Here is a 16,608-nt window from a genome sequence, read left to right on the forward strand (position 1 = left end):
CCTAGTACGTCGGCTCGTCGGCAAGCAGGGCACTGGCCTCCTCGTCGGACATCTCCTCCAGCTCACTGAGCAGGTGGTCCTCGATGGCGAACGCGGCGGCCTCCAGGGTGGGACTGTCGAACAGCACCCGGATCGGCACCTGCACGTCGAACGCCTTGCGCAGGTGCACCACGGCCCGCATCGCCAGCAACGAGTCACCGCCGAGGGCGAAGAAGTTGTCGTGCACGCCGATCCGGTCGACCCGCAGGATGCCGGCCCAGACCTCGGCGATGGTCTCCTCCAGGGTGGAGCGGGGTGCCACGTACGGCACGTCGTCCGCCTCGACCGTGTCGGCCAACTCCACCAGTGGTCGCCTGTCGACCTTTCCGTTGGCGGTGAGCGGCAGCTCGTCGATCTCGTGGAACGCCGCCGGCACCATGTACCCCGGCAACTTGCCCGCGAGGAACTCGCGCACGTCCGTCGGCACGGCACCGGCGACCCGGGGGACGACGAAGGCGACGAGACGCTTCGCGCCACGCGGCTCGCCCTGCGCCACCACCACCGCGCCGCGCACCTCGGGGTGCTGGGCGAGGGCGGTCTCGATCTCGCCCAGCTCGATGCGGTAACCCTGCACCTTGACCTGGAAGTCCTCCCGGCCCAGGAACTCGATCTCACCGCTCGGCAGGAACCGGCCGAGGTCACCGGTGCGGTACAGACGGCTTCCGGTGGCCGGGTCCACGACGAAACTCGCCGCCGTCCGCGCCTCGTCGTGCAGGTAGCCGCGGGCCAGGCCGACACCACCGATGTGCAGGTGCCCGGGAACCCCGGTGGGTCGGGGGCGCAACGCGTCGTCGAGGACGTGGAAGGTCTGGTTCACCATGGGCCGCCCGTACGGGATGCTCGTCCACTCCGCCGGGACCGCCCCGATCGGGTAGAGGATGGACCAGATCGACGCCTCCGTCGCGCCACCGAGGCTGACCACCTCGGGCCCGTCGAGCGTCTGCCGGATCCGGTCCGGCAGGGCGACCGGGATCCAGTCACCGCTGAGCATGACCAGGCGCAGGCCGCCGGTGGCCTCTCGGACCGTGAGGTGCTCGACGAACAGCTCCATGAGGGCCGGCACCGAGTTCCAGATCGTCACGTTGGCCTTGGTGAGCAGGTCGAGCCAGGCGGCCGGATCGCGGTGTGCCGCCGCCTCCGGGAGCACCACCGCGCCGCCGACGGCGAGCGGACCGAAGACGTCGTACACGGACAGGTCGAAGCTCAGCGACGACAGCGCCAGGACCCGGTCGTCCTCGCCCACCCGGAAGCGCTCGTTGATGTCGACGACGGTGTTCAACGCACCCTCGTGTTCGATCATCACGCCCTTGGGCAGGCCGGTGGACCCGGAGGTGAAGATGACGTACGCGAGGTTGTGGGGGGTGGTGTCGATCGCTGGCAACGCACCCGCCGGGAGGACCCGCAGCTCGTCCACCCGCAACACCTCGACGTCGCCGAACCGGTGCGCCCCGGGGCCGGCCAGGCGCCCCTGGGTCAGCACCACACGCACCCGGCCGTGCGTCAGCAGGAAACGCACCCGCTCGTCCGGCAGGTCCGGGTCGATCGGCAGGTACGCGGCCCCGGCGGCGAGCACACCGAGGATGGCGGCGCACTGCTCCCAGCCCTTGTCCATCACCACCGCGACGAGGTCGTCGGGGCGTACCCGCAGACCGACGAGGTGGGCGGCGATCGTGCGGGCGCGGTCCGCCAGCTCGCCGTAGGTGAGCGTCCGGGTGGGCGTGATCACGGCCGGGCGCTCGGGCACCCGGGCGGCGGTGGCGAAGAACGGCTCGTGCAGCAGGCCCACCGGCAACGGCGCCTCGGTGCGGTTGTACGCCGCCTGGGCGGCCAGCTCCGCGCGGGGCACCAGCGACGGCACCGGGTCGGCCCAGTGCGCCTCGTCGGCGGCGAGCCAGTGCAGCACCGACAGCGTCGCCGAGTGCATGGCAGCGACCATGCCCTCGGGGAAGAGACCCTCGACGGCGTCGATGTCCAGCACCAGGGCACCGTCCATCTCGTACACCTGGGTGTCGATCCAGATCTGCGGTGTCTGCGAGATGGAGTAGACCACCTCGCCGATCTGCGGGTGCCCGCCGATGCCCTGGAACAGGCTGGTGAACACGACGGGCATGACGGCGGCGGCGTCACCGCGTACCCGCTTCAACTCCCGCGCGACCCGCACACCGCTGAACAGTCCGTGGTCGAGGTCGGCGAGGAGTTGGTCCCGGATCGTCCGGGCGCGGGTCTCGAACGACGCCGCACCGCCCGCGTCGATCTCCAACAGCGTCACCGAGGTGAAGTCACCCAGGATCGCGTCGACCTGCGGGTGCAGCGGCAACCGGTGCGCCATCGGCAGGTTGAGACTGAACCGCTGGTTCTTCGACCAGGTGGCGACCACCTCGCCGTACGCGGCCAGCAGCAGCGCGGTCGGAGTGAGGCCGCGCCGGGACGCGGCGGCCTTGACGACGTCCCACTCGTCCGCCGGCACCTGCCCGGTGAGCCGGGCGAAGCGGGGCGCGGCGATGGTGTGCGGGTCGGCCGCCAGCGGCAACTCCGGGGCGAGGGCCAGTGTCGGCACCCGCTCCTGCCAGTACGCGGCGGCGCGCTGGTACCGCTCAGTCGACTCCGCAGCCCGCGCGGCGAGCACGTAGTCGCGGAAGCTCAACTCCAGCTCGGGCAGGGTCGCGTCCGGCTCGTGGTAGAGCAGTGTCAACTCACGCATCACGATGCTCGACGCCCAGGCGTCGGTGATCAGGCCGTCGATGCTGTAGTGCACCCGCCCCCGACCTTCGTCGAGCAGTGTGGCGCGCAGTTCGAACAGCGGCCACCGGTCCGGCACGAACACCTGGTGCGACATGGCGGCGCGGGTCCGCTCGAAGCTCGCGTCCACCTCGGCGGTCGGGCGACCCCGCATGTCCTCGGTGACGACGACGTAGTCCGGTACCTCGTCGAGGACCTGCTGCTCGCCGTGCGGCAGCACGACGGTACGCAGCGACCCGTGCCGCCGGATCAGCCGGCGCAGCGCCCGCTGCAACCGCGACACGTCCAGCTCGGGGACGTCGAACTCCTCGTAGCCGTGCATGCCGACGTTGCCCAGCTCGAACACGCCGGTGCGGCCGATCCAGTACGCCTGCTGCACATCGGTCAGCGGGAACGGCAGGTGCGCCGACGCCGGGTCCGGCACGACGGCCGGCAACGACTCGGGGCCGCTGACACCGACCTCGGCGCGGGCCGCGCGTACCGCTGCGGCGAGGCCACGGACCGTCGGGTCGGCGACGAAGGCGCGCAGCGGGACGTCCGCCCCGCACACACGGCCGACCTGGGCGACGAGCTGAGCGGCGAGCAGGGAGTGCCCACCCAGCTCGAAGAAGCCGACGGTGGGCGCGACGTCCCCTTCGCCGAGGAGGTCGGCGAAGATCGCCGCCACCTCGCGCTCGGTGGGGTCCTCGACCGCGTGGACCTCGGCGGGGTCCTCCGCCGCGCCGCCCTCGGTCTCGTCGAGCACGGTCACCACCACGTACCCCGTGGAGGTCGCCGCGCCCACCACCCGGGCGGCTGTCCGTTCGACGGTCCCCAGGTCCGCCACCGGCCACCCGTAGGTCACCCACTCCGCGTCGGACTCCCGGCCGAGCGCCGCCGCCTGCGCGACGAGGTGGCCGGCGAGCGGGTTGTCCGGCGTACCGCCGAGCAGGTGCACCTCGACGGTGGTGACCGGCTCCCGCACGCCGACGCCCACCGCGGCCAGCGTGGCCAGGGCCTCGTCGGCGGACGTGCGGGCGTCCACCGGCACCAGCACTGTCACCGGACCGGGCTGACCGGCACCGAGCAGGTCGTCGACGCTCGCACCGGCGGTGGTGAGGGCCCGCCGGAACGCGGCACCGACCACCGTGTCGCCGGCGAGCTGGTATCGGGCGCCGGTGTGCCGCTCGGGGGCGGCAGCCGGAGCCGCGGTGACGTGCGGCAGGAAGCGGTGCCCGCCCCGCAGGGCCACCACCGGCTCGGGGTGCGCGCACCTGACCTCCCGGACCACCGAGGCGGCGAGGCGACGGGCGGCCACCGGCGTCGTGGCCGGGAGCACGTCGAGCAGTGTCCGGGTGCCGGACGCGCCGCCGGTCGCCCAACCGGCGAGCACGCCGCGCGGCGGCACCAGCGTCTCGGTGCCGGTCACGTCGAGCGCGCCGTCGGTAACGACGACCACCCGGGCGTACGCGTCGCCGCGCCTGCTGAGCGCGTCGCCCAGGGCCGCGAGCGTGGGTGCCGGGTCGCCCTGCGGAACCGCCAGCAGCACCCCGTCGACCCGCTCCTGCGGCGACAGCGGCGTGCGGAGCGCGCCGGTGGCCGGATCGAGGTCAGCGGCGACCACCCGGGCCACCGCCGCGCGTAGCTCGTCGACGACGCCGTCCGGCAGACCGGCGTCGACGGCCAGCCAGGCACCGGTTGCGGTGGTCGCCGGCCCGGCACCGCCGGCCCGGCGATAGCCGCGCACGACGAGCCCGTCGGCACCCGCCCGGCTCGTCACCGCGTCCCGGGGAGGATCGACCCAGCAGCGTTCCCGCTCGAACGGGTAGGCCGGCAGGACCGTCCGCCGGGGCGGCACGTCACCGTGCAACGCCTCCCACCCGATCGCGACGCCCATCCGCCACAGCGCACCGGCGGCGGAGAGAAGCTCCGTCTCGGCGTCGGCGTCCCGACCCGCCGACGGCAGCGACGCCACCGCGCGGGCGGCCGACCCACCGGCGAGGCGGGTCAACACCCGCCCGGGACCGACCTCCAGCACCACGGCGTCGGCGGCGGCGTCGCGCAGCGCCGCCAGGCCGTCGCCGAAGCGGACGGTCGACCGCAGTTGCCGGGCCCAGTACGCGGGGCTGGTGGCCGACTCGGCGGTGATCCAGGTACCTGTCACGTTCGACACGAAGGGGATCTCCGGCGCCGAGCGCGGCACCTGGGCCACCTCCGCCTCGAACGCCGACCCGGCGGCAGCCATCGACCGGGAGTGGAACGCGTGCGAGGTGGCCAGCCGGGTCGAGGCCACCCCCCGCTCGCGCAGCCGGGCCTCGAGAGCCGCCACGGCCTCGGGCGGCCCGGAGACGGTGCACTGCCGGGGGCCGTTGACGGCGGCGAGGTCCAGCACATCGTCGAGCAGCGGCAGCAGCTCCGCCTCGGCCAGCGGCACCGCGAGCATCACGCCCGGCTCCGCCGCCTGCATGAGCCGACCGCGTGCCGCGACCAGGCGCACCGCGTCGGGCAGTGCGAACACCCCGGCCAGGCAGGCGGCCACCAGCTCACCCACACTGTGCCCGAGCAGCCCCGCCGGTCGTACGCCCCAGTGCGCCCAGAGCTTCGCCAGCGCGTACTCGACGACGAACAGCGCAGGCTGCGCGTACCGGGTCTGCTGGAGCTGTTCCGCGGCGGTCTCCCGCTGGTCGTCGACGGGGAACAGCAGGTCCCGGATGTCCGTGTCGAGCAACGGCGTCAGCAGGTCCGCGGCCCGGTCCACCTCGGAGCGGAACACCGGCTCAGCGACGTAGAGGGCGTTCGCCATGCCGGTGCGCTGCGCGCCCTGCCCGGGGAAGGTGAACAGCACCGCGCGGTCGGTGGCGGTCTCGGCCGGCCGGGTCACCGGTCGCCGCAACACCTCGACCACCTCGGCGGGGCTGCCGCCGACGACCGCCCGGCGGTACGGCAGGGTCCGCCGGCCGCGTTGCAGGGTGTACGCCACCTCGGCCAGCGGCGTGTCCGGGTGGGCGCTCAGGTGCGCGGCGAGCCGCTCGGCAGCCGTGTCGAGGGCGGTGGGTGTGGCGGCGGACAGGGGCAGCACGTGCCGCCGGCGGCTCTCCTGGCCCGCCACGCGGGTCGGGGCCTCCTCCACGACGACATGCGCGTTGGTGCCACCGATGCCGAACGAGCTGACCCCGGCACGGCGCACCCCGCCGGGCCACGGGGTGCGGGCCGCGAAGACGTGGAAGGGACTCGCGTCAAGACCCAGCTCGGGGTTGGCGGTGCGGAAGTGCAGCGACGGTGGGATCTCGCCGGCCCGCAGCGCCAGCACCGTCTTGATCAGACCGACGACCCCGGCGGCGGTGTCGAGGTGCCCGACGTTCGTCTTGACCGAGCCGAGCCCGATGCGGCCCGGCGGCAGGTCACCGAAGGCGCTCGTCAACGCGGCCACCTCGATCGGGTCACCGAGCGGGGTGCCGGTGCCGTGCGCCTCGACGTAACCGATCGTGCCGGGGTCGACCCCGGCGACGGCGAGCGCCTCGGCGATGACGTCGGCCTGCCCGTCCACGCTCGGGGCGGTGAAGCCGACCTTGCGGTCGCCGTCGTTGTTCACTGCCGAGCCTCGGATCACGGCGTGCACCAGGTCGCCGTCCGTCATCGCGTCGGCGAGCCGCTTGAGCACGACGACGCCGGCGCCGCTGCCGGCAACCGCGCCGGTCGCCTCGGCGTCGAAAGCCCGGCAGTGGCCGTCGGCGGAGAGGATGCCGCCCTGGGTGTGCCGGTAGCCACGGCGGCGGGCGATGACCGTCGCGCCGCCGGCCAGCGCGACGTCGCACTCGCCGGCCAGCAGCGCCTGCGCGGCCATGTGCACGGCGACCAGGGAGGTGGAGCAGCCGGTCTGCACGCTGATGCTGGGGCCCCGCAGGTTGACCTTGTAGGACACCCGGGTCGGCAGGAAGTCCTTGTCGTTGCCGATGGAGGTCTGGAACGCCCCGACCCGGGCCACCAGGTCCGCGTTGGGCAGCAGATTGTGCTGCAGGTACGAGCTCTCCCCCACCCCGGCGTAGATACCTGTCACCGGTGTCGTGGAGTCGAACGGGTGACCGGCGTGCTCCAACGCCTCCCAGGCGCACTCCAGGAAGATCCGGTGCTGCGGGTCGAGCAGCTGCGCCTCACGGGCCGAGAACCCGAAGAAGCGGGCGTCGAAGCCGGCCGGGTCCTCGAGGACGCCGAGGGCGCGGACGTAGTCGGGGTGGTTGAACTCCTCGGGTGCGACGCCGTCGGCGATCAGGTCGGCGTCGTCGAGGGTGGTGAGCGATTCCACCCCGTCGCGCAGGTTGCTCCAGAAGGCGTCGAGGGTGGCGGCCCCGGGAACCCGGAGCGCCATTCCGACGACGGCGATGGCGGTGTCGGGCAGCGTACGTTCCTCGGTCATCATGCGTCCCCCCTGTCGTGATGCCGGCCCGGCCGACGTCGCTGTGTGCGCGCCCGTTGGATGGCGGCGCGTGTCTCGGCGCGGTGGTGCGCGGCGGACATCGCCGGCGTCCGGTCCCCGGACGCCAGGTGCCGGGCGAGTGCCCGCACCGTGGGGTGGCGGAACAGCTCCACCACCGGCACGGTGCGACCCAGCCGCTCGGACAGGTGCGTCTGCACCCGCATCACGAGCAGCGAGTGCCCACCGATGTCGAAGAAGTTGTCGTCGACGCCCACCTCGTCGACCACCAGCACGTCTCGCCAGATCGCCGCCACCGCGCGCTCCAACTCGCTGCCGGGCACACCCACCCCGGCAGGGGTCGGGGCGGCGGGCGGCGCGAGGGCGGCCCGGTCGACCTTGCCGCGCTCGTTGCGGGGCAGCCGGTCCAGCGTGACGATCGTGGCCGGCACCATGTACCCGGGCAGCCGGTCGGTCAGGTGCGCGCGCAGCAGCGCCACGTCCACGTCGCCGGGCGTCACGTAACCGACCAGCGTGGGTCGGCCCGGCACGTCCTCGCGCAGCACCGCCGCCGCTTCCCCGACCGCGGGGTGGGCGCCGAGCGCCGCCTCGATCTCGCCCAGCTCGATCCGGAAGCCGCGCACCTTGACCTGGTCGTCCTCCCGGCCGAGGAACTCGAGCACTCCAGCGACACCGAGGCGGACCCGGTCCCGGGTGCCGTACATGCGGTCGCCGGGCGGGCCCCACGGGTCGGGCAGGAAGCTGACGGCGGTGCGGGCCGGGTCCCCGACGTAGCCCTGCGCCACCCCCGGTCCGCCGAGCCACAGGTCCCCCGGGACCCCGCGCGGCACCGGCCGCAGTCCACGATCGAGGACGTACGCCCGCACGCCCGGCAGCGGCAGTCCCACCGGGACGCTGCCGGTGACCGGCTCCCGGTCGCCTCCGGGCTCGTGCACTGTGGCGGTGATGGTGGCCTCGGTCGGGCCGTACGCGTTGAGCCAGCGCACCTCCGGCGCGGCGGCGCGCCACTGGGCGAGCCGTCCCGCGTCGACCCGTTCGCTGCCGACCACGACGAGCCGCAGGTCCGGACAGTAGGCGGGCGGGTGACGGTCCAGCACCGCCACCCACTCGTGCCAGTACGACGCCGGCAGGTTGAGCACTGTGAGTCGTTCCCGGCGGGCCAGCGCGGTCAACTCGTCGAGACCGGGCACCGGCCCGGCCGGCGGCAACACCACGGTCCCGCCCCGGATCAGCGTTCCGAACAGCTCCTCGGCGGCCACGTCGAAGCCGAGCGCGGCGAACTGGAGCACCCGGTCGGCGTGGGTGAGCGCGTAGTGCCCGGCCACCGCCTCCAGGGTGTGCACCAGGTTGGCGTGGCTGACGCGGACGCCCTTAGGTTGCCCGGTGGTGCCCGAGGTGTAGAGCACGTACGCCGTCGCCGACGGGTGCACCGGCGGGCCGGCGGCGGCCGGGGCGGTGAGCACCGCGTCCTCGATCGCGACGAACGGCAGGTCGACGGCGGGCGGGCAGGTCACGCGGGAGCCGAGCAGCAGCACCGCCGACGAGTCGGCGAGGACGTGCGCCAACCGCCTCGGCGGGATCGCCGGGTCCAGTGGCACGTACGCGGCCCCGGCGCGCAGGACGCCGAGCAGCGCCGCCGGCCAGTCGGGGCTGCGCTCCAGCAGGACGGCGACGGTGTCACCGGGGCGTACGCCCCGGGCGGTCAGGTGGGCGTGCACAGCGGCGGCACGGCTGTCCAGCTCCGCGTGGCTGACCTGCCGGTCGCCCTGCACCAGCGCGGGGCGCTGCTGCCAGCGCGCCGCGGCGGCGGCGACCAGGCCGTGCAGAGTCGACGCGGTCGGCGCGCCGGTCGACCCGCCGACCGGCGGGACCGGCTCGGGGCCGGGCAGCAGGTCCAGGGTGGACACCGGGGCGTCGGGGGCGCTCAGCGCCGACTCCAGCAGGGTCCGGTAACTGTGCGCCAGCCGCTCGGCGGTGTCCCTGTCGAACAGGTCGACGTCGTACTCCACGGTGCCGCGCAGCTCGCCCGTGGCGCTGGGCACCTCGTCCCAGGCCACCGTGAGGTCGAACTTCGCCACCCGGCCGGGTGGCTCGGTCACCCCGACCGACAGACCGGGTACCGCGTCGGTCCGCTCGGGCAGGTTCTGTGCCGACAGCATGACCTGGAACAGCGGGGTACGACTGGGGTCGCGTGGTGGCCGGACCGCCTCGACGACCTGCTCGAACGGGACGTCCTGGTGCTCGTACGCGCCGAGCACCGCGTCCCGCGCCCGGGCCAGCACGTCGACGAAGGTCTCGGTGTCCTGCCAACGGGTCCGCAGCACGACGGTGTTGACGAAGAAACCCACCAGGTCGTCGAACTCGGAGCGGGTGCGCCCGGATACCGGGCTGCCGACACTGACGTCGCGGACGTCCGCGTACCGGCCCAGCACCAGCTGAAACGCGGCGAGCAGCACCATGAACCGGGTGACGCCGTGCCGCCGTCCCACAGCGTCGAGGCGTTCGACCAGGGCGGCTGGCAGCCGTACGTCGAACGTCTCTCCCCGGTGTCGGGCGGTGGCCGGGCGGGGACGGTCGGTCGGGAGGTCCAGTGCCGCGGGCGCACCCGCGAGCTGGTCCACCCAGTACGCGAGCTGGGTCGTCCGCGCGTCGCCGGCCAGCAGCGCGCGCTGCCACAGGGTGTAGTCGACGTACTCGACGGTGAGCGGGGCCGGTGCAGGCGTGCCGATGGTCCGGGCGGCGTAGAACGCGCCGAGGTCACGGATCAGCACGCCGATCGACCAGCCGTCACAGACCGCGTGGTGCAGCGTCATCAGGAGCATCGCGTGCTCGTCGGTCAGCCGGACCAGGTGCCAGCGGGCCAGCGGCCCGGTGGCGAGGTCGAAGGGTCGGGCGGCGGCGTGGCGCAGGAGGGCGTCGGCCTGCTCGTCACGGTCGGCCCGGTCGCGCAGGTCGTCCACTGTGAGGACGACCGCTGGCTCGTCGTCCACGACCTGCCGGGGCTCGCCGTCGATCGTCACCAGCCGGGTCCGCAGCGCCGCGTGCCGCGTCACCAGCCCCCGCAGGCCGGCGTCGAGGGCGTCGACGTCGAGCGGGCCGTCCACTGTGAGCACCAGCGGCACCGAGTAGACCGCCTGACCGGCGTCGAGCCGGTCGAGGAACCACAGCCGCTGCTGGGCGTACGACAGGGGGTGCGGCCCGGGGCCGGCGGCCGGCACCGGCGGGCGGGCGTCGTCCGGGCCGGCGTCGGCGACGCGTGCCGCGAGCGCGGCGACGGTGGGCGCCTCGAAGGCGGCGCGGACGCCCAGCCGCACGCCGGCGGTGGCGGCGATCCGCGCCACCATCTGCGCCGCGAGCAGCGAGTGCCCGCCGAGGGCGAAGAAGTCGTCGGCGGCGGACACCACCGGCACGCCGAGCAGGTCCTGCCACGTCCGCGCGACCAGTTCCTCGATCGGGCCGCTGGGCGGCACGCCGTCGGCGGCCCGGACGCCGTGGTGCGCGTCGGGCGCGGGCAACGCTCGGCGGTCCACCTTGCCGTTCGGGGTGACCGGCAACGCGGCCAGCGGCACGTACCAGGTCGGCACCATCGCCTCGGGCAGCCGGGCGGCGAGGTGGGCGCGCAGCTCACCCGCCGGGACCGGGGCGTCGTCCGGGACGACGTAGGCGACGAGCCGACGTTCGTCGCCGTCGCCGTGCACCGTGACGGCGGCCGCCCGGACGCCTGGGCAGGTGGTGAGGGTGCTGGCGATCTCGTCCGGCTCGATCCGGACACCACGGATCTTGACCTGCTGGTCGGCCCGGCCCAGGCACTCCAGTTGACCGTCCTCGCGCCACCGCACCACGTCACCAGTGCGGTAGACGCGGGCGCCGGGCTCGAACGGGCTCGGCACGAACCGCTCGGCGGTCAGGTCGGGCCGGCCGACGTACCCGTGTGCGAGACCGGCACCGCCGATGAACAGCTCCCCCGGAGCGCCGATGCCGGTCAGACGGCCGTGGTCGTCGAGGACGTAGAGCAGCTCCCCACCGATCGGTCGGCCGATCGGGGTCCGCGCCGCGTCGCCGGGCAGGTCGGTCACGTCCCAGGTGCTGGAGAACGTGGTGCACTCGGTCGGGCCGTACCCGTTGACGAGGCGCAGGCCCGGCAGGGCGGCGGCCAGCGTGGCGACCCGGCGGGCGTCGGCCGGCTCGCCGCCGAAGTAGAGGGCGCGCAGCGGGGCGAACATCGCCGGGTCGGCGTCCACGCACCTGTGGAACAGGGCGGTGGTGAGCATCAGCACCGTGACGCCGTGCTCGGCGAGTCGTCGACCCAGCCGGGACGGCGTGAGCACGTCGTCCTTGGGGACGCCCACCAGGCGCGCGCCGTTGAGCAGCGCACCCCACACCTCGAAGCTCGCCGCGTCGAACGACACGTTGGCCGCCTGGGCGACCGCATCGGCGGGCCCGACGGGGAAGTATTCGGCGCGGTGAACCAGCCGGACGATCCCGCCGTGGGTGGTCTCGACCCCCTTCGGCCGCCCTGTCGACCCGGAGGTGTAGAGGACGCAGGCCCGCTGGGTCGGGTACGTCGGCGGCCACGTCGGCGCGGACCGCCCCGCGGGCAGCACCAGCCGGTCGAGCCGCAGCACCGGCAGGTCGTCGACGACGGCCACCGGACCGTCGGCGAGCAGCAGCCGCGCCCCGCTGTCACGCAGCATGAACTCCCGCCGCGCCTCGGGGTAGGACGGGTCCAGGGGCAGGTACGCCGCCCCGGTGGCGAGCACCGCGAGCATCGCCACGACGAGCTGCGCGGACGAGCCCATCGCCAGGCCGACGACACTGCCCGGGGTGACCCCGCGTCCGGTCAGGACGGTCGCCAGAGCATCCGCCTGGGCGCGCACCTCGGCGTACGTGAGGGTGGTGCCGTCGTACTCCAGGGCGACGGCGCCCGGTGTCGCCTCGGCCTGGCTGAGGAACGCCGCCGGAACGCTCGGCGGACCTGCCGTACCGCCGCCGGTGCCCCACCGTGCGATCAGCTCGCGCTCCTGCGCCGACGTGTGCACGAGGGTGGAGATCGGCGCGTCGGGGTCGGTCAGGGCGTTGTCGAGCAACGTCAGGTAGTGGTCGGCGAACCGGCGCATCGTCGCGCTGTCGAACAGGTCCGGGTCGTAGGCGAGGACGCCGGACGCCCCGTCGGGCCCCGGCTCGTCCCAGAGCACGCTCAGGTCGGGCGGCACCGCCCCGGTGCTGGCGGGGGCCGCTCCCACCCCCAGTACGACCGGGCAGAGCGCGGCACGACTCGGGTCGTGGGGTAGGCCGAGCGCCTCGGCCACCCGGTGCAGCGGGACGCCGGTGTACGGCGAGGCCGCCCGCAACCCGGCGTCGACCCGCGCGAACAGGTCGGCGGCCGACGGGTCGTCGTCCCACCTGCCGCGCAACGGCACGAGGGCGTCGTCCAGCGGCGTCGCGGTGGCCAGGTCCCGGGTGCCGGCGTGCCGGCCCAGCACCACCTGCCCCACGGCGAGCAACGGCACGGAGGGCGCGACGCCCACCGCCGCGCTCACCGTGTGCAGCCGTCGGGTGGTGTCCGGGCCGACGGTGAGCGTCACCCGGTCGGTGTGCTGGCGTCGACGGGCCGGGCGGACCCGGTCGGTGACCAGGTCCAGGGTGGGTACGCCGGCCAGGCCGGCCCGCCAGTGGGCGAGCGCGTCCGCCTCCGCGGCCATCGCGCGCGACCCGGTCACTGCACCGGCTCCCCGAGACTCGGCTCGCCGGCGCGCTGCCCGACCGGGTTCGTCGCCCCGGCCAGCACCCCGGCCGGATCGCTGTCGGTGACCCGGGCCACCAGCCCACCGTCGAGCGTCACCACCCGGTCGGCGCCGGCCAGGGTCTCCCGGCGGTGGGCGATGGTGAGCACCGTCGCGTCGGCGAGGTCCACCGCCAGCAGCCGCTGGATGCGGGCGTCGGTCTCGGCGTCGAGGCTCGACGTGGCCTCGTCGATGAGGACCAGCTTCGCGTCCCGCAGCAACGCCCGGGCCAGGCAGAGCAGCTGTCGTTCACCGGCGCTGAGCTGTCCGCCGCCGGCGAACAGGACCGCGTCGAGACCGCCACCGTCCACGCCGAGCAGCCGGTCGGCGAGACCCACCTTGGTGAGGACGGCGGTGACCTCCGCGTCGGGGTACGCACCGGTTGGGTCGATGTTGTCCCGCAGGGTGCCGGGCAGCAGCACCGGATCCTGCGGTACCACCTCGACGGCGGCCCGCAGGTCGGCCAGCCGCAGAGTGGCGGTGTCCACCCCGTCGATGAGGATGCGCCCCTGCTCGGCTGGCACGAACCGCAGCAGCGCGGTGAACAGGCTGGACTTGCCGCTGCCGGTCCGGCCGACGATGCCGATCTTGCTGCCCGCCGGGGCGTCGAACGACACGCCGTTCAGCGCGGCCGGGCCACCCTCGGAATACCGCAGGGTGACGTTCTCGAAGTGGACCTCGCCGGCGGTGGGCCAGCCGGCCGGGGCCGGTCGCCCGTCGGTCGGCTCGACCGGCAGCCGGGTGTAGTCGTCGACACGTTCGAAACTCGCCAACGACAGGTCCATCATCTGCACCGTCATCAGGCTCATCGCCAGCGCCTCCATCAGCGCGTACACGAAACTGATCCCGACACCGGCCAACCCGGCGCCGATCCCGCCCACGGCGACGATCAGCACCCCGTACGTCAGCAGGACTACCGCGCCGAGCATGTCGAGCTTCAGGTTGAAGTGCCGCGACAGCGCGTTGACCGTGTAGTCGGCGTGGTGCGCGACGCGGACCCGCTCACCGAACGCGGCCTGGTAGCCGCGCACCCGGCTGTTCCGGCCCTCGATCGAGGTGACCCCGTCGACGGCCTCGTTGAGCAGCGCGAGCATCGGCTCGTTCGCCTGCTTCGACAGCCGGGACGCCTCGACCGTGCTGGCCCGGGTGAGCCGCTGCCAGCGGAGGTAGACCACCAGCAGCAGCGGAGCCGCCACCAGCATCAGCGGACTGGTGAAGGCCAGCGCCGCCAACGGCACGACCAGGCCGACGGCGACCCGGAGGGTGTCCATCGTGGTCTCCGGCAACTCCAGGTCGATGGTCTCCATGTCACCGGAGAACCGCGCCAGGACGCGTCCGGAGGAGTTGCGGTCGAAGAACGACAGCGGGGCCCGGAAGACCCGGTTCAGCATCGACCCGTGCAGGTTCTGGCCGGCTGACACACCCCGGGCGAAGGCGAAGCTGAACAGCCCGCGATCCAGCACGAGCGCCAGCAGACCGATGGCGGCGAACACGCCCGCGTAGTACAGCGTGTCCTGTCCGGCGTGCTCGGTCCAGTGGCCGAGCCAGAACGACGAGCCGCCCAGGACGGCCTGCCCGCCGACGGCCAGGCCGAGCAGGACGACAGCGAGGAGGCCCGGGGTCAGGACCTGCAGGTAACGGCGGTAGGTGGCGGAACCGACCTTGCCGGCGCGGACCGTCTCCTCCTCCTCCTCGGCGGCCATTTCCTCGGCCACCTCGTCCAGCGCGGCGCCGTCCGGGTCGGACGACGTCGCGGCCTCGGCGGCCATGGCCGGCAGCAGGTCCGGCATCTGCGCGGCGACGTCGGCGAACCGGCCCGCCGCGACCACCCGGCCGCCGTCGAGGACCACCACCCGGTCGGCCCGTCGGGCCACGTCGAGGCGGTGGGTGGCAACGATCCGGGTACGCCCGGCGAGCACCCCGTCGAACAGCGCCTCCAGGATGGTGCCGGCGACCGCGTCGTCGACGGCGCTGGTCGGGTCGTCGAAGAGGTAGACGTCGGCGTCCTCGTAGGCGGCGCGGGCCAACGCGATGCGCTGCCGTTGCCCGCCGGAGAGGTTCACGCCCCGCTCGCCGATGGCCGTGCCGTCGCGGGCCGGCATCGCCGCCAGGTCCGCCTCCAGGGCGGTGGCGCGGACGACCGCCGCGTACCGGTCCGGATCGTCGGGCGAGAAGCAGCGGATGTTGTCGACGACGCTGCCCTGCATGATCCAGGGGCGCTGCGGCAGGTAGACGGCGCTGCCGCCGACCTGGGCGGTACCCGCGACCGTCGGCAGCGCCCCGGCCAGCGCCGCGAGCAGCGCGGACTTGCCGCTGCCGACCCGGCCCAGCACGCAGATCAACTCACCGGGCGCGACCCGCAGGTCGACGCCGGTCAGGACCGGCCGGGCGTCCGCGTCGGCCCCGGGCCAGGTGAACGACGCGCCGTCGAGGTCGACCGCCCCGGCCGGCGCGTCGTCGTCGGTCGACGCCTCGGCGGTGTCCGGGGCCCGCAGGAAGGTCGTCACCTTCCCGAACGCCACCCGCCACTCGTTGCGCATGTCCAGGTAGCGCACCAGCTCAGGCAGTTGGGACCGGAGGACGGTGAGCACGGCGATCGCCGCGAACACGTCGGCCGCCTTCAGTTCGTTGCCCAGCGCCGCGTACGTGACCAGGGTGGCCATCACCATCAGCACCGGCGCGGCGGCGTTCACCAGGTAGAGCGTGGCGAGCCGCTTCTGCCGGCGGACCAGCAACGCGTTGAGCGTCGCGCGTTCCCGGCCGACAGCCCGCTCGGCGACGTCCTCCCAGCCGTGGGTGCGCAGCGTCCGCATGGCCCCCAGGTACTCGCCGACCAGCCCGATCCGGACGCCGTTCGCGTCCCGGATCGCCGGCACCAGCGCGAAGACCCTCTCGTTGGCCACGTGCGACAGCCACAGGCCGGCGATGAGGATGACGATGCCCACCAGTGCCGCCCAGCCCAGCAGCACCCACAGGACCACGCAGGAGCCGGCGATGCCCAGCGGCACCGCCCACGCCATGTGCGTGAACGCGACCCGCCCGACCCTCCGGGCGTCGGACGAGGCGAGGGTGATGACCTCCCCGGAGGGGTGGGCCAGTCGGGCGCCGCGGTCCATCCGCAGGTACTTGCGCAGGATCTCGGTCCGCAGCAGCGCGGTGATCGAGTGCGCGGTCTTCCACACCTCGGACCACTGGTGCTTGTGGCTCAACGCATCCAGGACGTAGAAGCCGGCCAGGCCGGCGGCGATCAGCAGACCCTCCACCACCGGGCCCCGGCCGTCGCCCTCGAACCAGGCGATCAGCTCCCGCACCAGCAGCGGCCCGACGGTCGCGCAGGTCTGGTAGGCCAGGAAGATCAGGCCCGCCCACCAGAACCGCCGGCGGTAGGTCTGGTAGAGGGCCCGCCGCAGCCCGTCCGGTTGGTCCCGCCGGGCGGCCCAGGCACGCTCGAAGACCGGGGTCACCCGCTCCAGGTGGTCGTACCGGGGCGGCGTCAGGCTGTCCGACAGCTTCAGTGGTCGGCGCAGGGACGCCTTCACCAGGATCGAGGGCCATTGGACGAAGAGCCGGGACAGCACTCCCGCGTCCTGTTCGGCACTCGGGCGGACCGGTGTGGTGGTTGTCGACACGGTGCGT

At 74.1% G+C, this 16,608-nt stretch carries 3 protein-coding genes; all 3 read right to left on the reverse strand.

Features of this window, described 5'->3' with window-relative positions:
• Position 1: 1 nt before the first annotated feature.
• From ACLQ3F_RS23015 to ACLQ3F_RS23025, 3 genes are read right to left on the reverse strand one after another with little or no spacing between them, the layout of a single operon-like run.
• The gene (locus tag ACLQ3F_RS23015; RefSeq protein WP_425851317.1) at positions 2 to 7,174 is read right to left on the reverse strand and encodes an amino acid adenylation domain-containing protein; all 7,173 of its coding nucleotides are present in this window, start codon (positions 7,172 to 7,174) and stop codon (positions 2 to 4) included.
• Complete coding sequence (locus ACLQ3F_RS23020) at positions 7,171 to 12,909, reverse strand: amino acid adenylation domain-containing protein (RefSeq protein WP_425851319.1); 5,739 nt, start codon at positions 12,907 to 12,909, stop codon at positions 7,171 to 7,173. The genes ACLQ3F_RS23015 and ACLQ3F_RS23020 overlap by 4 nt, the downstream gene beginning before the upstream one ends.
• Positions 12,906 to 16,601: an ATP-binding cassette domain-containing protein gene (locus ACLQ3F_RS23025; protein WP_425851321.1), complete on the reverse strand. Its 3,696-nt coding sequence runs from the start codon at positions 16,599 to 16,601 to the stop codon at positions 12,906 to 12,908. The genes ACLQ3F_RS23020 and ACLQ3F_RS23025 overlap by 4 nt, the downstream gene beginning before the upstream one ends.
• Positions 16,602 to 16,608: the final 7 nt, after the last annotated feature.

It is taken from the genome of Micromonospora sp. DT15 (genome assembly GCF_049841475.1).
Taxonomy (GTDB): Bacteria; Actinomycetota; Actinomycetes; order Mycobacteriales; family Micromonosporaceae; genus Micromonospora.

Excerpts from the sequence above, each read along its gene's own strand:
- ACLQ3F_RS23015 (WP_425851317.1), bottom strand. The coding sequence starts at position 7,174 with ATGATGACCGAGGAACGTACGCTGCCCGACACCGCCATCGCCGTCGTC.